This is a genomic window from Acidovorax soli (genome assembly GCF_900107605.1).
GTDB lineage: Bacteria > Pseudomonadota > Gammaproteobacteria > Burkholderiales > Burkholderiaceae_C > Acidovorax > Acidovorax soli.
This window is the reverse complement of record NZ_FNQJ01000002.1, coordinates 148,692-167,582: the sequence shown is the minus strand read 5'-3', so window position 1 is coordinate 167,582 and position 18,891 is coordinate 148,692. Positions and strand designations below refer to the sequence as shown.

At 66.4% G+C, this 18,891-nt stretch carries 22 protein-coding genes; 9 read left to right on the top strand and 13 right to left on the bottom strand.

The genetic code is table 11. The features are described 5' to 3' along the window. From BLW02_RS02540 to BLW02_RS02515, 6 genes are all read right to left on the bottom strand, one after another. Nucleotides 1-1,083, bottom strand: coding sequence for a zinc-binding metallopeptidase family protein (locus BLW02_RS02540; RefSeq protein WP_092696865.1), 1,083 nt, complete (start codon nucleotides 1,081-1,083; stop codon nucleotides 1-3). A gap of 279 nt (nucleotides 1,084-1,362) precedes the next feature. Beyond that, nucleotides 1,363-1,680 (bottom strand): BON domain-containing protein, encoded by a 318-nt coding sequence (locus BLW02_RS02535; protein WP_092696999.1) that lies wholly within the window; start codon nucleotides 1,678-1,680, stop codon nucleotides 1,363-1,365. 105 nt (nucleotides 1,681-1,785) lie between these two features. Further along, nucleotides 1,786-2,340 (bottom strand): ferritin-like domain-containing protein, encoded by a 555-nt coding sequence (locus tag BLW02_RS02530; RefSeq protein ID WP_092696864.1) that lies wholly within the window; start codon nucleotides 2,338-2,340, stop codon nucleotides 1,786-1,788. Between the two features lie 38 nt (nucleotides 2,341-2,378). Then, nucleotides 2,379-2,768, bottom strand: a complete 390-nt coding sequence (locus tag BLW02_RS02525) for a hypothetical protein (protein ID WP_092696863.1) — start codon at nucleotides 2,766-2,768, stop codon at nucleotides 2,379-2,381. 68 nt (nucleotides 2,769-2,836) lie between these two features. Next, nucleotides 2,837-3,001: a DUF1328 domain-containing protein gene (locus tag BLW02_RS02520; protein ID WP_092696998.1), complete on the bottom strand. Its 165-nt coding sequence runs from the start codon at nucleotides 2,999-3,001 to the stop codon at nucleotides 2,837-2,839. A 238-nt stretch (nucleotides 3,002-3,239) separates the two neighbouring features. After that, nucleotides 3,240-4,604: a sensor histidine kinase gene (locus tag BLW02_RS02515; protein ID WP_092696862.1), complete on the bottom strand. Its 1,365-nt coding sequence runs from the start codon at nucleotides 4,602-4,604 to the stop codon at nucleotides 3,240-3,242. 120 nt (nucleotides 4,605-4,724) lie between these two features. Between BLW02_RS02515 and BLW02_RS02510 the strand changes: the two genes are divergently transcribed. Then, nucleotides 4,725-5,357 (top strand): response regulator, encoded by a 633-nt coding sequence (locus BLW02_RS02510; protein WP_092696861.1) that lies wholly within the window; start codon nucleotides 4,725-4,727, stop codon nucleotides 5,355-5,357. A 104-nt stretch (nucleotides 5,358-5,461) separates the two neighbouring features. On the opposite strand, the gene BLW02_RS02505 is transcribed toward BLW02_RS02510, so the two are convergent. The 4 genes from BLW02_RS02505 to gpmA all read right to left on the bottom strand — a co-directional run bounded on the left by BLW02_RS02505 (nucleotide 5,462) and on the right by gpmA (nucleotide 9,121). Next, entirely contained in the window at nucleotides 5,462-5,878 is a 417-nt protein-coding gene (locus tag BLW02_RS02505; RefSeq protein ID WP_092696997.1) for a response regulator, read from the bottom strand. A 113-nt stretch (nucleotides 5,879-5,991) separates the two neighbouring features. Beyond that, entirely contained in the window at nucleotides 5,992-6,744 is a 753-nt protein-coding gene (locus BLW02_RS02500; RefSeq protein WP_092696860.1) for a HesA/MoeB/ThiF family protein, read from the bottom strand. Between the two features lie 76 nt (nucleotides 6,745-6,820). Beyond that, nucleotides 6,821-8,257: a S41 family peptidase gene (locus tag BLW02_RS02495; RefSeq protein WP_092696859.1), complete on the bottom strand. Its 1,437-nt coding sequence runs from the start codon at nucleotides 8,255-8,257 to the stop codon at nucleotides 6,821-6,823. Nucleotides 8,258-8,377: 120 nt separating this feature from the next. Further along, entirely contained in the window at nucleotides 8,378-9,121 is a 744-nt protein-coding gene (gene gpmA, locus BLW02_RS02490) for a 2,3-diphosphoglycerate-dependent phosphoglycerate mutase (RefSeq protein WP_092696858.1), read from the bottom strand. A gap of 72 nt (nucleotides 9,122-9,193) precedes the next feature. Between gpmA and BLW02_RS02485 the strand changes: the two genes are divergently transcribed. The 4 genes from BLW02_RS02485 (at nucleotide 9,194) to BLW02_RS02470 (ending at nucleotide 11,575) form a co-directional block, all read left to right on the top strand. Continuing rightward, nucleotides 9,194-9,601 (top strand): rhodanese-like domain-containing protein, encoded by a 408-nt coding sequence (locus BLW02_RS02485; protein WP_092696857.1) that lies wholly within the window; start codon nucleotides 9,194-9,196, stop codon nucleotides 9,599-9,601. A gap of 78 nt (nucleotides 9,602-9,679) precedes the next feature. Next, on the top strand, nucleotides 9,680-9,940 hold the full coding sequence (grxC, locus tag BLW02_RS02480) for a glutaredoxin 3 (RefSeq protein ID WP_092696856.1): 261 nt from the start codon (nucleotides 9,680-9,682) through the stop codon (nucleotides 9,938-9,940). 107 nt (nucleotides 9,941-10,047) lie between these two features. Further along, nucleotides 10,048-10,506 carry a protein-export chaperone SecB gene (secB, locus tag BLW02_RS02475; RefSeq protein WP_026434713.1) on the top strand — a complete coding sequence of 153 codons (459 nt, stop codon included), beginning with the start codon at nucleotides 10,048-10,050 and terminating at the stop codon, nucleotides 10,504-10,506. Nucleotides 10,507-10,561: 55 nt separating this feature from the next. Further along, on the top strand, nucleotides 10,562-11,575 hold the full coding sequence (locus BLW02_RS02470; protein WP_092696855.1) for an NAD(P)H-dependent glycerol-3-phosphate dehydrogenase: 1,014 nt from the start codon (nucleotides 10,562-10,564) through the stop codon (nucleotides 11,573-11,575). A 245-nt stretch (nucleotides 11,576-11,820) separates the two neighbouring features. On the opposite strand, the gene lysA is transcribed toward BLW02_RS02470, so the two are convergent. The 3 genes from lysA to panB all read right to left on the bottom strand — a co-directional run bounded on the left by lysA (nucleotide 11,821) and on the right by panB (nucleotide 15,105). Then, entirely contained in the window at nucleotides 11,821-13,074 is a 1,254-nt protein-coding gene (gene lysA / locus BLW02_RS02465) for a diaminopimelate decarboxylase (RefSeq protein WP_092696854.1), read from the bottom strand. A 255-nt stretch (nucleotides 13,075-13,329) separates the two neighbouring features. Then, the gene (gene panC, locus BLW02_RS02460; RefSeq protein ID WP_092696853.1) at nucleotides 13,330-14,184 is read right to left on the bottom strand and encodes a pantoate--beta-alanine ligase; all 855 of its coding nucleotides are present in this window, start codon (nucleotides 14,182-14,184) and stop codon (nucleotides 13,330-13,332) included. A 27-nt stretch (nucleotides 14,185-14,211) separates the two neighbouring features. Next, the gene (gene panB, locus BLW02_RS02455) at nucleotides 14,212-15,105 is read right to left on the bottom strand and encodes a 3-methyl-2-oxobutanoate hydroxymethyltransferase (RefSeq protein WP_092696852.1); all 894 of its coding nucleotides are present in this window, start codon (nucleotides 15,103-15,105) and stop codon (nucleotides 14,212-14,214) included. A 311-nt stretch (nucleotides 15,106-15,416) separates the two neighbouring features. Here panB and BLW02_RS02450 point away from each other — a divergent pair, with 311 nt between their 5' ends. From BLW02_RS02450 to BLW02_RS02435, 4 genes are read left to right on the top strand one after another with little or no spacing between them, the layout of a single operon-like run. After that, the gene (locus BLW02_RS02450) at nucleotides 15,417-16,391 is read left to right on the top strand and encodes a Bug family tripartite tricarboxylate transporter substrate binding protein (RefSeq protein ID WP_092696851.1); all 975 of its coding nucleotides are present in this window, start codon (nucleotides 15,417-15,419) and stop codon (nucleotides 16,389-16,391) included. Nucleotides 16,392-16,395: 4 nt separating this feature from the next. Continuing rightward, nucleotides 16,396-16,884 (top strand): MarR family winged helix-turn-helix transcriptional regulator, encoded by a 489-nt coding sequence (locus BLW02_RS02445; protein ID WP_092696850.1) that lies wholly within the window; start codon nucleotides 16,396-16,398, stop codon nucleotides 16,882-16,884. A 36-nt stretch (nucleotides 16,885-16,920) separates the two neighbouring features. Beyond that, complete coding sequence (locus tag BLW02_RS02440; protein WP_092696849.1) at nucleotides 16,921-18,612, top strand: FAD-dependent monooxygenase; 1,692 nt, start codon at nucleotides 16,921-16,923, stop codon at nucleotides 18,610-18,612. Between the two features lie 12 nt (nucleotides 18,613-18,624). Next, on the top strand, nucleotides 18,625-18,855 hold the full coding sequence (locus tag BLW02_RS02435; RefSeq protein WP_244273598.1) for a DUF2783 domain-containing protein: 231 nt from the start codon (nucleotides 18,625-18,627) through the stop codon (nucleotides 18,853-18,855). Nucleotides 18,856-18,891 lie beyond the last annotated feature (36 nt).

The window sequence follows — 18,891 nt, the reverse complement described above, 5'->3', positions numbered from 1 at the left end:
TCAGCCTGCGGGGGGCTGCATCAGCAAGTCGTGCGCAAAGCGCAGTTTGCGCAGCGCGCCGGGCGACAGGGCAAAGGGGTAGGCGTCGCTCTGCCCCAGGCTGCGGTTCAGGCTGTTGAGCAGCAGGGTCAGGGGCACCCACTGGCGCACCATGTCGTCAAACGCGGGTCGCGGGCTGGCAAAGGGGTCGCTCACCTGGTGGCGCTGGGCGGCATGCGGGTCGGGCACGGACAGGCTGGTCTGGTAGCTGGCCGCCGTTTCGAGCAGGTCCACCATGTGCAGGTAATGCGCCCAGGTTTCGGCCCAGTCCTCCCAGGGGTGTGAGGCCGCGTAGCTGCTCACATGGTGCGGGCGCCAGTCGCCCGTGTCGCTGCCTTTGGCGTAGTGGGCACGCAGGGCGGCGGCGTAATCGAGGCGCTCATCGCCAAACAGGCTGCGAAAGGCCTCCAGGCAATGGCCGTCGCGCACCAGCTGGTCCCAGTAGAAATGGCCCGATTCATGGCGCAGGTGGCCAATCAGGGTGCGGTAGGGCTCGCCCAGCGCTACGCGCCGCCGCGCGCGCTCGCCGTCGTCGGCTTCGGCCACGTTGAGGGTGATGGTGCCGCCATGGTGGCCGGTGAGGACGGGTGGCCCGCCGGGCCAGTCCGCCAGAAACTCGAACACCGGTCCGGACCGGCCCGGCGCGGGCTCCAGCCCCAGGCGGGCCAGCGTGTAGAAAAGCTGGCGCTTGGCCGCTTCGATCTGCTTCCATCGGCCCAGGTTGGCGGGTTCGGAGAGATCGGGCAGCACGCGCGTCTGGCGGCACGACACACACAGCGGGGAGAAATCGTGCGCCGGCAGGGCGAAATTGCAGGCGTCGTAGGCGGCGTGGTTGGCGCACAGGCGATAGAGCCGCCCGCTGCAGTCCGCACTGCCGCGCAGCCCCATGCGGCGCCACAGGTCCGGCCCGTCCTGCGGGGCCGGGGCCAACGCCGCCATGCAGAGCAGCTCGGGCACAAAGGCGAGCGTGCTGCCGCAATGCATGCATTGCACGCTGTCAAAAAAAACCAGATGACCGCAATGGTCGCAATTGAATACCCGCATGGTGTTGCAGCTTAACCCCCGGCGGTCGGGCGCGCCGCGGGCAGACGAGAAAGCGCGGCGGCCAGTCAAAAAGGGCACCAGCACCGAACCAGATGGTTCGGTGCTGGTGCCCTTTTTCTGCCACGCCCCGCCGCACGGCTTGCGCCGCTACCGACAGGATCGTGCGCGAACGCTCATACGGTTTTGCCTTCAAACGTATAACTTCGTTGGTTCGCCTTGCCGTGCCAGAGCACTGTCTGCGGCTTCCCGCCTAGTTATCCGCTTGAATGCGAGACCTTATCAGGGGCGCACAACAATGCTGTTGCGCACTTCCTTGACGTTCCTGGTGTTGCGGGCAATGGCTTCCGCCTGGTTCTTCTCGGCTTGCGACTTGGCAAAACCCGACAGCTGAACCGTGCCGTTGAGCGTTTCGACGCTGATGGCGGTAGCGGACACCGTTTTGTCTTCCGCCATCTTGGCCTTGACGGCGGTGGTGATGCCCGCATCGTCGATGTAGGCGCCAGCGGTTTGCTGGTTGCGCGCCACTGCGCAGCCCGTGGCGGTGACGACGGTGATGGCTGTGGCTGCGGCAAAGGCGAGGGCACGTGCGTATTTCATGGTGTATTCCTTCAAAGAGTGGAGACGCGGGTGCGAGGGAAAATCACAGCTTGCCGGCTTGTTGCACCCTCCGTGACCGGCTGGCTGTCGTGGCGCTGGAACGGGCTAGGTTCCCAGCAAATCCTTGAGTTCGTCGGCATGTTCTTCTTCGTCGGCCAGTATGCCTTCGAGCATGCGTTTGGTGGTGGGGTCTTTGTCACCAATCAATGCAATCATCTGGCGGTAGGCCTCCACGGCAATGCGTTCAGCCACCAGGTTGGCTTTCACCATGGCCTGGAGGTCCGACGAGGTGTCGTAGTCGGCATGACTGCGGGCGAGCAGGGTGTCGGGCGCAAAGTCGGGCTTGCCCCCCAGCTGCACGATGCGCCGGGCGAGCAGGTCGGCGTGGGCCGCTTCTTCGGTGGCGTGCACCATGAGCTCCGCCGCAATGGCGGGCGAGGTCATGCCGTGGGCGGTGAAGTGGTGGCGCTTGTAGCGCAGCACGCAGACCAGCTCGGTTGCCAGGGCGTCGTTGAGCAGGCGCACGATGTCGTCGCGATGCTGGCTGAAGGCGGGTGTGACCGCACCCTCATCCAGATGGCTGGTGGCCGCGGCTTTCAGGGCTGTTTCGTCCAGTTCCATGCCGGCCGCATGGGAGGGCAGAGGGCTGAGTTTGTTCATGGAGACACTTTCAATGGGGCGAAAAGCTCCGTGGTCGTTCAGGGGTTGCGGCGGCGTGACATCAGCAGCACAGCGGCTGTCACGGCGGCGCCAGCAGCGGCGGCAATGGCCACGGACTTGCCCGGCTGCTGCGTGACATAGCGTGTGGTGGCGTCAGCAGCCTGCTGGACCTGGTGGCGTGCGCGGGCACTGCTCTCGGCGCAGAAGTCGATGCTGCGCGTGGCCAGGTCGTGGGCGCGGGCGGCCAGATCATTGATGACCGGGCTGGCTTCACGGCGCAGTTCGCGCACACCGGATTCGGCCTTGTCCAGGGATTCCCTGGCTTTGTCGCGTGTCGTCTGTGCTGCGTCCTGGGCGCTTTGCAGCACGTTATCGGCGAGACTGCGCGCCCCGTCCGCAACTTTGGTCGTGGTGGATTCGGTATTCATGGGTACTCTCCGAAGATGTAAAGGGTTGGGGAACGCAATGGCTGTCGCAGGACGGTGGAGTGCGGGGATCAGCCCTTTTTCAGCAGGCCCAGCACGAACGTCACGATGGCCATGATCACGAACACAAAGAACAGGATCTTGGCGATGCCTACGGCGCCTGCCGCAATGCCGCCAAAGCCGAACACAGCGGCGATGAGCGCGATAACCAGAAAGACAACGGCGTAGTGCAGCATTTCCATCTCCTTGAAGCTCGGTGTTGCCGTAAGTGAGGTGGCGCCAGGAATTGAGCGCCTGAGATGTACTGTAGGCAGAGCGGGCCGCCGCGCATGCCGGTGGCTGGCGCTCGCCCTTGTCGGCACCTGGAGGGCTGCCTTGTAGGACGCAGCCGACGGTGCCATCCCGCCTGAACGCCCAGCGCAGGCCGCAGCATGCCGTGGTGCCGTGGTGCCGTGGTGCCGGGGTGCGGGTAATTCAGCGGGGCTTGGGCAGAACGGCCGACACCAGGGTGCCGTTGCCCGGGCGGGAGGTGATGGTCAGCCGCCCGCCGGCGGCCTCCACCCGGTGGCGCATGCCGGCCAGTCCATGCGACGCAATGCCCACGCTGGCCGGGTCGAAGCCTGCGCCATCGTCGCGCACCTGCACCGTCACATGGGTAGGGTGGTTGTGCACGGTCACCAGCACCTTGGTGGCCTTGGCGTACTTGCTGATGTTGGTGAGGGCTTCCTGCACCAGCCGGTAGACCGTCAGCTGGGTGGCCTCTGTCAGCTGCACGGACTCCAGACTGGTCTCGATCTCGATCCCGGCGGTCTCGGCATGTTCGCGGGTCAGGATTTCAAGGGCCGTCGCCAGCCCCAGGTTGGACAGCGAGGAGGGGCGCAGGTCCTCGATGATGCGGCGCTTGAGGGCAATGCCGCTGTTGAGCGTTTCGGTCAGGTGCCGGAGGCGTTCGGCAACTTCGGGGGCCTGGTGGTCGATCTTCGACTTGAGCCGGGCGACGTCGAGCTTGGCGGCGGTCAGCAAGGCGCCCAGTTCGTCGTGCAGTTCGCGCGCCAGGTAGCCACGTTCGTCCTCGCGCACCTGCTGCAGGTGGCTGGCCAGCTCGGACAGCGAGGCGGTGCGCGCGCGGACCAGGCCTTCGAGCCGCTCGCGCTCACGCTCCAGCACTTCCTGTTCGCGCTGGTTCACCTCTTGCAGGGTGCTGGCCTGGCGCAGGTACATGTAGAACGCCAGCAGGCCGACGGCTGTCACGGTCGCAATGCCGATGCGCGACAGCATCAGCGATTGCACAATCTGGCGGCGGCTCTCCTGCACCCTCTGGGCACTGCGATCGATCAGCACATGGGCCTGTTTGCGGATCGACTCCATGTGCTCCTTGCCCACGTCGGTGAACAGGATGAATTTCCAGGCATCCTCGTTGCCCTGCCGGCGCAGGCGCAGGCTCAGCTCCATCTCGGCCAGCTTGCGCGAAACCTCGCGCGACAGATGGGCAAACTGCTGCAGTTCATCGGGCGACTTCAGATACCGGTTGCGCAACTCGTCCAGATTGGTCTGCACCGTGACAACTGCCTTGTCGTAGGGTTCGAGGTAGGTTTCGTTGCCGGTCAGCAGGTAGCCGCGCTGGCCGGTTTCGGCGTCCAGCATGCTTTGCAGCAGGCGGTTGACCGCATTGCGGGTCTGCTGTCCCTCGTTCATGGCTTCCACGGCTTCCTGCGAGCGCATGTGCCCGGCTTCGTTGATGCCGATCAGCACCAGCGCAGCCAGCAAGGCAAAAGGCAGGCTGAAGGCCATCGTGCGGCTTTTTCTGAGCCAGTGCCGGGAGTTTTCTTTAAACGTCATGCGGGGTGCTCGGATAATCGCGGGGAACTGCTACGCTGTCGCCTGCGGTGCAGGTGGCGGCGCAAGCCTGTGCAACAACAACGACCTGGACGTGGCATGGCCGCTCCCTGAAAGAAGCTCATGATCAAGATCGGTATTGTGGATGACCACGCGATTGTTCGTACCGGGCTGCGGCAGTTTCTGTCGGAGCATGTCGACTTTCGCGTGGAGGGCGAGGCGGGCAACGGCCGCGAAGCCATCGATCTCGTGCGCAACCATGAAATAGACGTGTTGCTGATGGACCTGTCCATGCCGGGCCAGAGCGGGCTGGATGCGCTGGCCATGCTGCGTGCGAAGGCGCCCGACATGGGCATTCTCATCCTGAGTGGCTATCCCGAAGAGCATTACGCCATCAACCTGATCCGCCAGGGTGCCAGCGGTTACCTCAACAAGGAGTGCGAGCCTTCCGAGATCGTCGAGGCCATTCGCACCATTGCGCTGGGGCGGCGCTATCTCACGCCCGCCGTTGCCGAGCTGCTGGCGCAGCAACTGAACCGCAAGGACGATGCGCCGCCGCATGAGCAGTTGTCGGAGCGGGAATTCCAGGTGTTCCTGAAACTGGCCAAGGGCGAAACCGCCGGAGACATCGCCAAGGACTTGTCGCTGAGCGTGAAGACCGTGAGCACCTACCGCACGCGGCTCATGGAAAAGATGGCGCTCTCGTCCAACAGCGATCTGACCTATTACGCGCTGAAAAACCGGCTGATCGACTGAAGGGCGGGTCCCCCGGCCCCGTTGGCTGCGCGGGCAGCGCTGGTCCCGCGGTGGCCGTGCCTTGTCAACGCCGCCCCGGCACGGTTTGCGCAGGGCAAGGGGCTTCACGGCATGTCCGGCCGGGGCTGCTGATCCGCTGCGCTGTGTGCCTTGCTGCTGTGCTCGATGCAGTAGTCCACCAGGGCGTCGATTTCGTTGGACTTGTCGAACACCGCATCCACGCCAAGCTGCGCGCAGCGCATGCGCACATCGGGGGTGGCATAGTTGCTCAGGACCACCATTTTCTGGCCCGGCTGGCGGGCCCGGCATGCCGCCAGCACACCGAGGCCACTGCCCTGGCGCAGGAACAGATCCACGATCGCCAGATCCCACTGAGCGCTGTGGGCGGTCAGCCACTCCTTGCCTTCGTCTTCGGTGGCGCTGGCGCCGACCGCCTCCACGCAGGCGAGTTCCTCCAGCGTTCCGATCAGATTTTCCCGAATCGTGGCGTTGTCTTCAACAATGTAGGTACGCAGTTTCACAGCCTGATCCATGGGTGCGACCGGTGCGGATGTGCTGGGGTCGAGCCGTTAATTTAACGGGGGCGGTGCGGCAATTCTGCCAGCCACCACAGGCTGAGGGCGTAGGACGTTTCTTACTTCAACGCCGCGCACACCGGGCAGTGGGGGTGCCGGTTCAGGTGCATGGTGCTCCACTCCATGGCGCGACCATCGAGCATGAGCAGGCGCCCCGCCAGCGAGGGCCCCGCGCCGGACAGCAGTTTCAGCGCCTCGGCGGCCTGCATGGCACCCACCACGCCAACCAGCGGTGCAAACACCCCCATGGTAGAGCACTGCACCTCTTCGAAAGCGGCATCGGGCGGGAACACGCAGGCATAGCACGGCGAGACCGCATCGCGCGGGTCCACCACGGTGATCTGCCCGTCAAAGCGGATCACGGCCCCGGCCACCAGGGGCTTGCCATGCCGCACACAGGCGGCGTTGATCGCGTGGCGCGTGGCGTAGTTGTCGCTGCAGTCCAGCACCACGGTGGCCTGGGGCACCAGCGTGTCGAGCAGGGCGGCATCCGCGCGCGCCTGCAGCGCCGTGACCCGAACCTCCGGGTTGATGGCCGTGATGGCCTGCGCCGCCGACGCCACCTTGGGCTGCCCCACACGGGCGGTGGTGTGGGCAATCTGCCGCTGCAGGTTGGTCAGGTCCACCACGTCGTTATCGACCAGCGTGATCTGCCCGACACCGGCCGACCCCAGGAACAGCACCGCCGGCGAGCCCAGGCCCCCCGCGCCGATGATCAGGGCATGGCTGGCCAGGATGCGCTCCTGCCCTTCGATGCCAACCTCGTCGAGCAGGATGTGGCGGGAGTAGCGCAGGAGCTGGTCGTCGGTCATGGTGTGTGCGGGAGCGTGGCGCGTGAAAAAGGCCGGGCTTCGCTGGAAGCCCGGCCTCGGTGGCAGCAGAACTGTCTCAGTTCTCTTTCTTTTCTTCCTTGCGTTCGGTCAGCGTCTTGCTGACCAGCACGGGGCGGCCCTTGAACTGGTTCAGGGCCTGCGTCAGCTGGAAGTCCTTGTCGGAGCCGAACTCGGGGATCTTGCGTTCCGCCACCGGCTTCTTGGCTTCTTCCTCCAGGCGCTTGCGGGCTTCTTCGCGGGCTTTTTCGCGGGCCTCGTCCTTTTGTTCCGCGCCTTGGCCGCTGCCCAGGTGCTTGTCGAGGTCAGCCTCGCGCATGCGCAGTGCGGCAAACACATTGCCTTCTTCCGACTCGTCGATCATCACGTCGGGCACGATGCCCTTGGCCTGGATCGACTTGCCGCTGGGCGTGTAGTAGCGGGCCGTGGTGAGCTTGAGGCCGGTGTCCGGACCCAGGGGGCGCACGGTCTGCACCGAGCCCTTGCCAAACGTCTGGCTGCCCATGATGGTGGCGCGCTTGTGATCCTGCAGGGCACCGGCCACGATCTCGCTGGCCGAGGCGGAGCCTTCGTTCACCAGCACGATCAGCGGCACTGTCTTGAGCGCTGCAGGCAGCCGCTTGAGCGGGTCGCCGCTGCTGCGGCGCTGGTAGAACTCGGGCGCGGCCTTGTAGGTGGCCTTGCTTTCGGCCAGCTGGCCGTCGGTACTGACCACGGTGACGTTGGCCGGCAGGAATGCCGCCGAGATCGCGACGGCCGCATCGAGCAGGCCACCGGGGTCGTTGCGCAGATCGAGCACCAGGCCCTTGAGCTGCGGGTCCTGCTTGTAGATTTCCTCGACCTTGCGCACGAAGTCATCCACCGTGCGTTCCTGGAACTGCGACAGCCGTACCCAGCCATAGCCCGGCTCCAGGAGCTTGCCCTTGACCGACTGGGTCTTGATCTCTTCCCGCGTGATGGTGACGGGGAAGGTGCGGCTTTCGTCCTTGCGGAAGATGGTGAGCGTGACCTTGGTGGCGGGCTCGCCGCGCATCTTCTTGACTGCGTCGTTGAGCGACAGGCCCTTGACGGCGGTTTCGTCGATCTTGGTGATCAGGTCGTTGGTCTTGAGCCCGGCGCGAAAGGCGGGAGAGCCCTCGATGGGCGAGACGATCTTGATCAGTCCGTCTTCCTGCGTGATCTCGATGCCCACGCCCACAAAGCGGCCCGAGGTGCCTTCGCGGAATTCCTTGAAGGACTTCTTGTCGAAATACTGCGAGTGCGGGTCCAGGCTGGCGACCATGCCCGAGATGGCGTCGGTGATGAGCTTTTTGTCATCCACCGGTTCGACGTAATCGGTCTTGACCAGGCCGAACACAGCGGACAGCTGCTGGATTTCTTCCAGCGGCAAAGGCGCCATGGCGCCGCGCGCCACCGTCTGCAGGGACACCGTGGTCAGCGCTCCAGCCACCACGCCGATCGACACCCACCCTGCAATTTTGAGTTTGTGGCCCATAGAACACCTTTACCGCTTCGTTTCAATATACAACTTTGGAAGGGCCGCGCCCGCTGCAGTTCCGCGCGGGTACTTGCTTTCGCAGGATTTTTCGGGTTTTTGCCCGGCTTTACGCCGACTTCACGCCTTGCCCTGTGAAGCCACGGCGGCCGCAGCCCTGGCAGCGGCCTCGGCATCGCCCAGATAGTAGTGGCGGATGGGCTTGAGGTCGGCGTCCAGCTCATATACCAGCGGAATCCCGTTGGGAATGTTCAGGCCCACGATATCGGTCTCGGAGATGTTGTCCAGGTACTTCACCAGCGCGCGGATGGAGTTGCCGTGCGCCGCCACCACCACCCGTTTGCCCGAGCGGATGGCGGGTGCCATGGCCTCGTTCCAGAACGGCAGCACGCGGGCCACGGTGTCTTTCAGGCACTCGGTCAGGGGTACGTTCTCGGCCGCCACGCCGGCATAGCGGCGGTCGCTGCGCTCGCTGCGGGGGTCGGTGGCTTCCAGTGCTGGCGGGGGCGTGTCATAGCTGCGGCGCCACACCAGCACCTGCTCGTCGCCGTACTGCTTGGCCATGTCGGCCTTGTTCAGGCCCTGCAGGGCGCCATAGTGGCGCTCGTTCAGGCGCCAGTCCTTCACCACGGGCAGCCAGGTGCAGTTCATTTCATCGAGCGCGTACCACAGGGTGTGGATGGCGCGCTTGAGCACGCTGGTGAAAGCCAGGTCGAATTCGTAGCCTTCGGCCTTGAGCAGTTTGCCGGCCGACATGGCCTGCGACACCCCGGTGGGCGTCAGGTCAACGTCTGTCCAGCCGGTGAAGCGGTTTTCAAGGTTCCAGGTGGATTCGCCGTGTCGGATCAGAACGAGTTTGTGCATGGTGTCCCTAGGGAAAGCGGGTCAAAACCATACATTTTAGAATTACGCGGTTTGCCAACCCAAGGAATCTTCGTGAAATTCGTTATCGACAACTGGTATCTGGTCCTCGTGGCACTCGCTTCGGGCAGCATGTTGCTGTGGCCGCTGCTCAAGAACGCCAGTGGTGGATCGCTCACGCCCGCGCGGGCCGTGCAGCTCATCAACCGGGAGAAAGCCGTGGTCATCGACGTGTGCGAGACCGAAGAGTTCGCTGCCGGCCATGTGGGCGGCGCCAAGAATGTGCCGCTGGGCCAGCTCGAAGAGCGCCTGCCCACGCTGGTGAAGAACAAGGCCCTGCCGCTGGTGCTGGTGTGTGCCAGCGGCGCCCGCGCCAACCGTGCCGTGGCCATGGCCAAGAAGCTCGGCTACGACAACGCCCAGGCCATGGCCGGTGGCCTCAAGGCCTGGCGCGAGGCCAGCCTGCCGGTAGAAAAATCCTGAATTGCCCCCAGTTATGCGATAGCCGACAGGCTTTTGACTGGTTTTGTTGCCCTACAGGAAAAAACAGGAAGGACCGCCATGCAACCCGTAAAGATGTACACCACCGCCGTCTGCCCCTATTGCGTCCGCGCCAAGCAGATACTCAAGGCCAAGGGCGTCGAGCAGATCGAAGAGGTCCGCATCGACACCGACCCCGCAGCACGCAGCCACATGATGGAGATCACCGGCCGCCGCACGGTGCCCCAGATCTTCATCGGTGACACCCATGTGGGTGGGCACGACGATCTGGTGGCGCTCGACGGCCGCGGCGGGCTGATGCCCCTGCTGGGCGCCGCCTGATCGGTTACCCGGGCGCTGCATAATGCAAGCCCATGTGCCCGCTGCGGGAGCTGCTCCCCGGCGGGTTTTGTTTTGCTGAAATTTTGTTAGAGCAGAGAGACTTCACCATGGCCGATCAAGAAAACCCCGTGTTCCAGATCCAGCGCGTCTACCTCAAGGACATGTCCCTGGAGCAGCCCAATTCGCCCGGCATCCTGCTCGAACAGGAGCAGCCCAGCGTGGACATCCAGCTCGGCGTGGAAGCCACCCCCGTGGCCGAAGGCATCTTTGAAGTCGCCGTCACCGCCACGGTGCAGACCAAGGTCAAGGACAAGACCGTGTTCCTGGTCGAGGCCAAGCAGGCCGGAATTTTCGAGATCCGCAACATCCCCGAAGACCAGATGGGCCCCATCATGGGCATCGCCTGCCCGCAGATCGTGTACCCCTACCTGCGCGGCAACGTGGCCGACATCGTGAACCGCGCGGGCTTCCCGCCCGTGCACCTGGCAGAAATCAACTTCCAGGCCATGTACGAGCAGCAGCAGGCCCAGGCCGCCGGCGAACCTTCGCCCATCATCACCCAGTGATGCGGTTCAGAGGCCATTTTGGCCTCTGGCGCTTGATGCATAAGCGCAAGCAGCTATGAACATAGTCGTACTTGGTGCAGGTGCCTGGGGCACGGCACTGGCCATGGGGGCTGCCCGGCAACCGGGCGGCCATGCCGTCACGCTGTGGGCGCGCGATGGCCAGCAGGTGGCCGACATGCAGGCGCAGCGCCAGAATGCACGCTACCTGCCGGGCATTGCTTTTCCCCCCGCGCTCGCGGTATCGGGTGCCGACCCGCTGGCGCTGGCGTGCTCGGCCGATCTGGTCATCGTGGCCACGCCCATGGCGGCGCTGCGCGCCATGCTGCGTGCCCTGCGCGGCTGCACGGCCCCCGTGGCCTGGCTGTGCAAGGGTTTCGAAGCGGTGGCATCCGCCGATGCAGGGTCTTTTGGGCTGCTGGCGCACGAGGTGTGTGCGCAGGTTGCTCCTGATTTGATAGCTGGCGTGCTCAGCGGCCCCAGCTTTGCACAAGAGGTGGCGCGCGGCCAGCCCACGGCGCTGGTGGCGGCCAGCCGGCACGCCGTGGTGCGCGATGCGCTGGTGGCCGCCTTTCACAGCCCCAGCCTGCGGGTGTATGCCAACGACGACATCGTGGGCGTGGAGGTGGGCGGTGCGGTGAAAAACGTGCTGGCCATTGCCACCGGCCTGTGCGATGGGCTGAACCTGGGGCTGAATGCGCGCGCGGCCCTCATCACGCGCGGCCTGGCCGAAATGACCCGCCTGGGCGTGGCGCTGGGCGCGCGGCCCGACACCTTCATGGGGCTGTCGGGCATGGGCGACCTGGTACTCACTGCCACGGGCGACCTGTCGCGCAACCGCCGTGTGGGCTTGCTGCTGGCGCAGGGCCAGAGCCTGCAGCAGGCGGTGGATTCACTGGGCCATGTGGCCGAGGGCGTGTACTGCGCCCGCACCGTGGCCCAGCGTGCTGCCGGGCTCGGTGTGGACATGCCCATCACCCAGGCGGTGGTGGCGCTGCTCGATGGCCGCCTGGCCCCGGCCGATGCCGTAGGCCTGCTGATGGGGCGCGATCCGGGTTCCGAACTGCGCTGATCGGGCGGGGCGCTGCCGACCGGCGCCCCCGGTGCGTGTTCAGAACACGCCAAACAGCATCAGCAACAGCAGCACAGACAGCGGCACTCCGAGCAACCACAGAATGACAGGCATCACCATCTCCTCGACAAAGTGATGCCTTGACCTTACCGGCGTGCGCCCGCGCCCCGTGTGCGCCTGGGTTGCGCCGTGGCGTAGGGCTTGGCCTACCCGCTGGCTGACCGGCGGTCAGCGCGCCGGCGGACTTACAGCCCCAACTCCAGCGCCAGCAGTTCTTCCACCGTCTGGCGACGGCGGATCAGGCGGGCCTGGCCGCCATCGACCAGCACCTCGGCGGTCAAAGGCCGGGTGTTGTAGTTGGAGGACATCGAGGCGCCATAGGCGCCCGCGTCGTGGATGACCAGCAGATCGCCCACCTGGGCATCCGGCAGGTTGCGCGGCAGCACCACGCCGCCGTCGCCCTGCGTGAACACGTCGCCTGACTCGCACAGCGGCCCTGCCACCACGCTGGGGCGGTGCGCAACCGTGCTGCCGTCGCGGCGCAGCACGTTCATGGTGTGGTAGCTGCCGTACATGCTGGGGCGCATCAGCTCGTTGAAGCCGGTGTCTAGCAGCATGAAATGGTTGTTGCCGGCATCCTTGGTGGCACGCACCTCGCCCAGCAGCACGCCCGACTCGGCCACCAGAAAGCGGCCGGGCTCGATCTCCAGGCCCAGCGGGTGGCGCACGATGGCTTCGGCCTGCTGGCGTGCGGCATCCCACAGGCCGTGGTAGTGCTGGGTGTCGATCACCGGATCGCCATCGCGGTAAGGGATGGACAGGCCGCCGCCGGCCGAGATGGCGTGCAGGTCGTGCCCCGCGGAGTGCGTGGTGCGCACCAGCTCCACCATGGCGCCGCACACCTGTTCGAGGTGGCGGTAGTCCACGCCCGAGCCGATGTGCATGTGCAGCCCCGCCAGCTTCAGGCCATGTTGGCGGATGGCGGCCAGCGCGTCCGGCAGGTCGGTGTGCCAGATGCCGTGCTTGCTGTGCTCGCCGCCGGTGTTGGTCTTGTTGCTGTGGCCATGGCCAAAGCCGGGGTTGATGCGCAGCCACACGGCATGCCCTGGCGATGCCGCGCCCAGCTGGTGCAGCATGTCGATGGAGCCGGCGTTCACCGGCACGCCATGCTCGACCACGCAGGCCAGCGTGGCCGCATCGAACAGGTCGGCGGTGAACACGATCTCCGACGGCCCGTCGCCTTGCTGGCCGGCCTGGTAGCCGGCGGCCAGCGCGCGCAGGATCTCACCGCGCGAGACCGCGTCCACCTTCACGCCCTGCGCGCGCATCAGCGCCAGGATGTGGATGTTGGAGCAGGCCTTCTGCGCAAAGCGGATGGTGTCGAAGTTGGACAGCTGCGCAATGCGCTGGCGGATGGTGGCCGCGTCATACACCCACAGCGGGGTGCCAAACTGGTCGGCCAGGGACCACAGTTGTGCAGGCGAGAAGGGGTTGGACATGGGGTGATCCGGGTGCAGGGAAAAGGCGCAGGGGTGCGGTGGATCAGGCAATTGATCCGGGTCGTGGAAGTTTACCGGGCATTCGTGGTGGCCGGCGCCCCATGCCCTGATGGCCGACGGCGCCCGCACCACCTGCCGCAGGTGCTGGCTGGCAAGGTTGGATGTCTTGACTCCAGTCTGTTTCTATCCCTTGTTCTGTCAGCGCCAGCAGCGGCGCCCGCTGGGCGGTGTGCCACCCCAAGGGCCGGGCGTTGTTTAGAACTCCCGGTTGTCGATCAGCCGCGTGGCCCCCAGCCGGGCGGCGCCCAGGGCCACCAGCGTCCCGGGTGCATCACCTGGCGTGGCCGGCTGCAGGTCCAGGCGGCGGCGCACCGCCAGGTAGTCGGGCAGCCAGCCGCGCGCGCGCAGCTGGTCCAGCGCCTGCTGCTCCAGCTCGGCCGGGTGCAGCGTTCCGGCGGCCTGCGCCGCGACCCAGCGGTCGCACAGCTGGTGCAGCGCCTGCGACAGCGCCACGGCTTCCTGGCGCTCCTGCGGGCTGAGGTAGCCGTTGCGCGAACTCAGGGCCAGGCCGTCAGGGGCGCGGCTGGTCTCGCCCGCCACCACCTCGATGGGCAGTGCAAACTGGCGCACCATCTGGCGGATCACCATGAGCTGCTGGTAGTCCTTGCGACCAAACACCGCCGTGCCACCGCCGGTGGCGCCAAAAACGCAGCTGAAAAGCTTCATCACCACCGTGGCCACCCCGGTGAAGAAGCCGGGGCGGAACTGGCCTTCGAGCGGGTCGGCCAGCTGCGGATCGGGCTGCACCTTGAAGGTCTGCGGTTCGGGGTAGAGGTCGGTTTCGCGGGGCGCAAACAGCACATCGCAGCCGGCGGCCTGCAGCTGGGCGCAGTCGGCATCCCAGGTGCGCGGGTAGCTGTCGAAGTCTTCGTGCGGCAGAAACTGCAGGCGGTTCACAAAGATGCTGACCACGGTGCAGTCGCCCAGCGGCCGGGCCTGGTGTACCAGCGCCAGGTGCCCCGCGTGCAGGTTGCCCATGGTGGGCACGAAGGCGGGGCGGCGGCCGGCCAGGGCGGCGCGCAGTTCGGGAATGGAGCGGGCGATGAGCATTTTGGGGATCTGGGTGGGAGAGGGGCCTTACCAGGCGTGCAAGGCGTTGTCGGGGAAGCGGCCCTGCTTGACGGCCTGCACATAGGCCTCCATGGCGCCCCGCACGCTGTCGGCGTCCTGCATGAAGTTGTGTACGAATTTGGCCATCTTGCCCAGGTTCATGCCCAGCATGTCATGCAGCACCAGCACCTGTCCGGCCGTGCCGTTGCCCGCACCGATGCCTATGGTGTGGCAGTGGCGCAGCTCGGCGGTGATCTCGGCAGACAGTGCGGCGGGCACCATCTCCAGCACCAGCATGGCGGCGCCGGCGTCCTGCAGTTCCAGCGCCTCCTTGCGCAGGGTGCGGGCGGCGTCTTCGGTCTTGCCCTGCACGCGGTAGCCGCCCAGGGCGTGCACGGTTTGCGGCGTCAGGCCCAGGTGGGCGCACACGGGCACGCCGCGCTGCACCAGAAACTCCACCGTGGGCGCCGTCCAGCCGCCGCCTTCGAGCTTGACCATGTGCGCGCCGGCCTGCATCAGCACGCAGGCGTTGCGCAGGGCCTGTTCGCGGGACTCGTGGTAGCTGCCATAGGGCAGGTCGGCCACCAGCCAGGCCGTGCCCTGCACGCGGTGCAGGCCGCGTGCCACGCTGGCCGTGTGGTAGGCCATGGTGTCGAGCGAGACGCCCACCGTGCTGGGCAGGCCCTGGCAGACCATGCCCAGCGAGTCGCCCACCAGAATGCACTCGATGCCGGCCGCATCGGCCACCGCGGCAAAGGTGGCGTCGTAGGCCGTGAGCATGGTGATTTTTTCTCCAGCCTCGCGCATCTGCGCCAGGCGCGGCAGGCTGATGGGCCGGCGCAGGGGCAACGGTGATGCGGGCGGCAGCGTGCCATACGGCGTGGCGTGCGGGGGCGCCTGGAGCTGGGCAGGATCAGTCATGAAGGTCCCATGGCAAAAAAGTGCCGCGAGTCTATGCCATGTCCACGCCGCCAGGCGCCTGGCCGGTCTTGTCCGGCCGACAGAGCCCGTCATTCACCTGCCCGCCCCAACGCACCGGGTCCCGCACCTGTAAGGGATGGTCGCTTGATGTAACAGGTTGCATTTGCAACCATTAGGGTAAATATCTAGTTGCGCGCGCAACCAAATTGAATACATTTGTTGCGCCAGATCAAAGCCGCGTGCGTTTACCCGGTGGCGGTTTTGGTGTCGTTGTTCCAGCTCAACCCATCCTGCCCGATTCCGAGGTTTTCATGCGCAACTTTTTGCCCACCACCCGCCGACTTTTTGCCCTGGCTGTGCTCACGGCCTGCGCGGCTGCGGCGGCCCAGACCTATCCCTCCAAGACCGTCGAGTGGGTGGTTCCGTACCCTGCTGGCGGCGGCACCGATGTGGTGGCCCGCACGCTGGCCGAGTCCATGGGCAAGTGGCTGGGCCAGCCCATCATCATCAACAACAAGCCCGGCGCGGCCACCAACATCGGTGCGGAGTACGTCGCCCGCGCCAAGGCGGATGGCTATGTGCTGATGTCCGCCGACACCGCCACGCTGGCGGCCAACCCGTCGCTGTACACCAGGCTGGGCTACAGCGCAGAAAAGGACCTGGCCCCGGTCGGCCTCACGGTGCGGTTCCCGATGATCCTCGTGGTCAACCCGCAGGTGCCCGCCAAGACGCTGCCCGAATTTCTGGCCTGGGCCAAAGCCCAGAACGCCGCCAACTACGCATCGCCCGGTCCGGGCAGCCCGCACCATCTGGCGGCCGAGCTGTTCCGCGAGAAAACCGGCAACCGCTTCACCCATGTGCCTTATCGTGGCGCGGCCCCTGCGGTGCAGGATGTGGTGGCGGGCCAGGTGCCCTTCATGTTTGTGGACACGGCCAGCGGCTACCAGTTCGTGACGACCGGCAAGCTGCGTGCCATCGGCATCGCCAGCGCCAAGCGGGTCAAGAACTTCGAGGACATCCCGACGCTGCAGGAGCAGGGTCTCCAGGGCTTCGAGGCCTACGCCTGGCAAGGCCTGGTGGTGCCTGCCGGCACCCCCAAGGACGTGATCGCCAAGCTCAATGCGGCCTTGCTGGCCGCCATGGACAGCACGGCCGTGAAGGCTCGCCTGCAGGCGCTGGGCCTGGAGTCCATCCCCAGCTCGCCCGAGCAGATGGCCCGCTATTGGGCCGATGAGCGCGCCAAGTGGGGCCAGGTCATCAAGGTCGGCAGCATCAAGCTGGACTGATCCCATGGCCCGGTCCTCCCGTTCCACCGCCCCCCAGGCCGAAGTGGCCGCCGACCCGTTCGAGGTGCCGCTCAACCGCTCGTTCACCTACCGGTTCCACCACCTGGGCAAGCTGTCCGACCCGGTCAGCCACCAGGCTTATCTGGACGAGGCAGGCCTGTCGCTCAGCGATGGCCGGTGCCTGACCACCATCGGCACCTTCGAGCCGCTGTCGGTCAAGGACCTGGCGCGCCTGTCCAACCTGAACAAGAGCCAGGCCAGCCGGGCTGCCCAGGCGCTGGTGGACCAGGGCCTGGTGTTCAAGCAGGGCAGCGAGGCCGATGGCCGTGGCGTGGTGCTGATGCTCTCGCCGCAGGGCCGCGAGCGCTGGCAGGCCGCCAACCAGCTCGTGGTGCGGCGCAACCGCGAGATCTTTGGCTGCCTGAAGCCCCGCGAGCTGGCCCAGCTGGGCCAGCTGCTCGACCGCCTGGTCGCGCACAACGAGCGCGGCTGACCGGCCGCCCCTTCCTTTTCTGATTCACGACCGACCATGCACCAGCCCACCACGCAAGCGCGCTCTTCCATCTACTACCCCTACCAGGTCCACGCTCCGTGGCTGGCCTCGCAGCATCCGGCCCAGGGCAACCACCCGGTGGCGATCGTCGGCTCGGGTCCCTCGGGCATGGTCACGGCGCTGGAGCTGGCACGCCACGGCGTGGCCAGCGTGGTGCTGGAGTCCGAGCTGCAGGTCTCGCAGGGCAGCCGTGCCATCGTGTTCACCCGCCGTTCGCTGGAGATCCTGCAGCAGGTCGGCGTGGCCCAGCGCATGGTGGACAATGGCCTGCCCTGGCGCTTTGGCAACTCGCACTACCGGGGCCAGCGCGTGTTCCGCATGGAAGCGCCGCACGACGCGGACGACCGGTTTTTCCCCATGCTGAACATCCAGCAGCAGTACATGGAGGAATACCTGCATGACGCCTGCCAGGCCGAGCCGCTGGTCGATTTCCGCTGGGGCAACAAGGTCACGCAGGTGGCGCAGGATGCCAGCGGCGCCACACTGGAGGTCGATACCCCCGAAGGCCCCTACACGCTGTGCGCCGACTGGGTGGTGGCCGCGGACGGCGGCCGGTCGGGCATCCGGACCGCGCTGGGGCTGCAGATGGAGGGCGCCTCGTACGAAGGCCGCTTCGTGATTGCCGACATCCGCATCGACCTGCCGCTGCCCACCGAGCGCCTGGCCTTTTTCGACCCCGACTGGAACCCCGGCAACACCGTGCTGATGCACCGCGAGCCGCACGGCATCTGGCGCGTGGACTACCAGCTGCCCGAGAACGAAACCCCCGAAGACGCGCTGCAACCCGCCGCGCTGGCCGCCCGCATCAACGCCTTGCTGGCGCAGATCGGCCACGGCGACAAGGCCTGGGAGATGGACTGGAGCTCGGTCTATTCGGCCCGCACGCTGACGCTGCCCGACTACCGCCATGGCCGCGTGCTGTTCACCGGCGACGCGGCCCACCTGCTGCCGATTTTTGGCGTGCGTGGTGCCAACACCGCGTTTCAGGATGCGCAGTCGCTGGGCTGGCACCTGGCCTTTGCCATCAAGGGCGTCGCCAGCGACGCCTTGGTGGACAACTACAGCCGCGAACGCGTGGGCGCCGCCCGGGAGATCATCGAAGAGTCGGGCAAGAGCACGCGCTTCATGACGCCGCCCACGCGGGGCTTTCGGCTGCTGCGCGATGCCGTGCTGTCGCTGTCGCTGTCGCAGGCGTTCGTGCGCCCCCTCTACCACTGGCGCACCTCGCGGCCGCACGAGTACACGCATTCGGCGCTCAACAGCCCCGGCGACGACAACGCCCTGTTCAGGGCCGGCCCGGCCCATGGCGCACCGCCGCAGAACATCCGCCTGTCGGCCAGCGACTTCCTGCTGGACCACCTCGGCGGCGGCTTTGACCTGCTGTATTTCACCGAGGCTGCCGCCGTGCCCGAGGCCCTGCTGGATGTCGTGAACAGCGCCCGCGCCCGGGGCGTGCCGCTGCGGCTGACCGCCGTGGGGGCCAGCGCCCCCGTGGCCGGCGCCGACCAGACCCTGGCCGATGCCGATGGCCATTTCCGTGCGCGCTACGGCGTGCCCGCCAGCGGGGCCGCCTACCTGCTGCGCCCCGACCAGCATGTGTGCGCCCGCTGGCTCACGCTCGATGCCACCCGCCTGCAGGCGGCCCTGAACCACGCACTGCCCCAGTAAGGAGACCGCACCGTGTCCCAGTCCCAGCCTTCCACATCGTTTCCAACGCCCGTACCGGGCCAGCCTGCCCTGGGCATCGCCGGGCTGGAGCAGGTCTATGACCAGCTCGCCACCGCCATCGACCAGGCCGGCCCCGACAAGGCCGAGCTGTTCCTGGTCAAGCTCGCACTGCTCAACGCCCAGGCGCTGGGCGACGCCGAGACGTTTGGCCGCCATCTGCAGGCGGCCTTGCAAGACCTGTAAATCCCGAAATTTTTGTTTCCCCCACGCCCCCCAAGG

What these genes read in the sequence shown, in the direction of transcription:
- lysA (WP_092696854.1), bottom strand. Translation starts at nt 13,074, where the DNA reads ATGTCCAACCCCTTCTCGCCTGCACAACTGTGGTCCCTGGCCGACCAG.
- BLW02_RS02510 (WP_092696861.1), top strand. Translation starts at nt 4,725, where the DNA reads ATGATCAAGATCGGTATTGTGGATGACCACGCGATTGTTCGTACCGGG.
- BLW02_RS02495 (WP_092696859.1), bottom strand. Translation starts at nt 8,257, where the DNA reads ATGGGCCACAAACTCAAAATTGCAGGGTGGGTGTCGATCGGCGTGGTG.
- grxC (WP_092696856.1), top strand. Translation starts at nt 9,680, where the DNA reads ATGCAACCCGTAAAGATGTACACCACCGCCGTCTGCCCCTATTGCGTC.
- BLW02_RS02500 (WP_092696860.1), bottom strand. Translation starts at nt 6,744, where the DNA reads ATGACCGACGACCAGCTCCTGCGCTACTCCCGCCACATCCTGCTCGAC.
- BLW02_RS02440 (WP_092696849.1), top strand. Translation starts at nt 16,921, where the DNA reads ATGCACCAGCCCACCACGCAAGCGCGCTCTTCCATCTACTACCCCTAC.
- BLW02_RS02540 (WP_092696865.1), bottom strand. Translation starts at nt 1,083, where the DNA reads ATGCGGGTATTCAATTGCGACCATTGCGGTCATCTGGTTTTTTTTGAC.
- BLW02_RS02535 (WP_092696999.1), bottom strand. Translation starts at nt 1,680, where the DNA reads ATGAAATACGCACGTGCCCTCGCCTTTGCCGCAGCCACAGCCATCACC.
- secB (WP_026434713.1), top strand. Translation starts at nt 10,048, where the DNA reads ATGGCCGATCAAGAAAACCCCGTGTTCCAGATCCAGCGCGTCTACCTC.
- BLW02_RS02525 (WP_092696863.1), bottom strand. Translation starts at nt 2,768, where the DNA reads ATGAATACCGAATCCACCACGACCAAAGTTGCGGACGGGGCGCGCAGT.
- BLW02_RS02515 (WP_092696862.1), bottom strand. Translation starts at nt 4,604, where the DNA reads ATGACGTTTAAAGAAAACTCCCGGCACTGGCTCAGAAAAAGCCGCACG.
- panC (WP_092696853.1), bottom strand. Translation starts at nt 14,184, where the DNA reads ATGCTCATCGCCCGCTCCATTCCCGAACTGCGCGCCGCCCTGGCCGGC.
- BLW02_RS02470 (WP_092696855.1), top strand. Translation starts at nt 10,562, where the DNA reads ATGAACATAGTCGTACTTGGTGCAGGTGCCTGGGGCACGGCACTGGCC.
- BLW02_RS02520 (WP_092696998.1), bottom strand. Translation starts at nt 3,001, where the DNA reads ATGCTGCACTACGCCGTTGTCTTTCTGGTTATCGCGCTCATCGCCGCT.
- BLW02_RS02530 (WP_092696864.1), bottom strand. Translation starts at nt 2,340, where the DNA reads ATGAACAAACTCAGCCCTCTGCCCTCCCATGCGGCCGGCATGGAACTG.
- gpmA (WP_092696858.1), bottom strand. Translation starts at nt 9,121, where the DNA reads ATGCACAAACTCGTTCTGATCCGACACGGCGAATCCACCTGGAACCTT.
- BLW02_RS02450 (WP_092696851.1), top strand. Translation starts at nt 15,417, where the DNA reads ATGCGCAACTTTTTGCCCACCACCCGCCGACTTTTTGCCCTGGCTGTG.
- panB (WP_092696852.1), bottom strand. Translation starts at nt 15,105, where the DNA reads ATGACTGATCCTGCCCAGCTCCAGGCGCCCCCGCACGCCACGCCGTAT.
- BLW02_RS02445 (WP_092696850.1), top strand. Translation starts at nt 16,396, where the DNA reads ATGGCCCGGTCCTCCCGTTCCACCGCCCCCCAGGCCGAAGTGGCCGCC.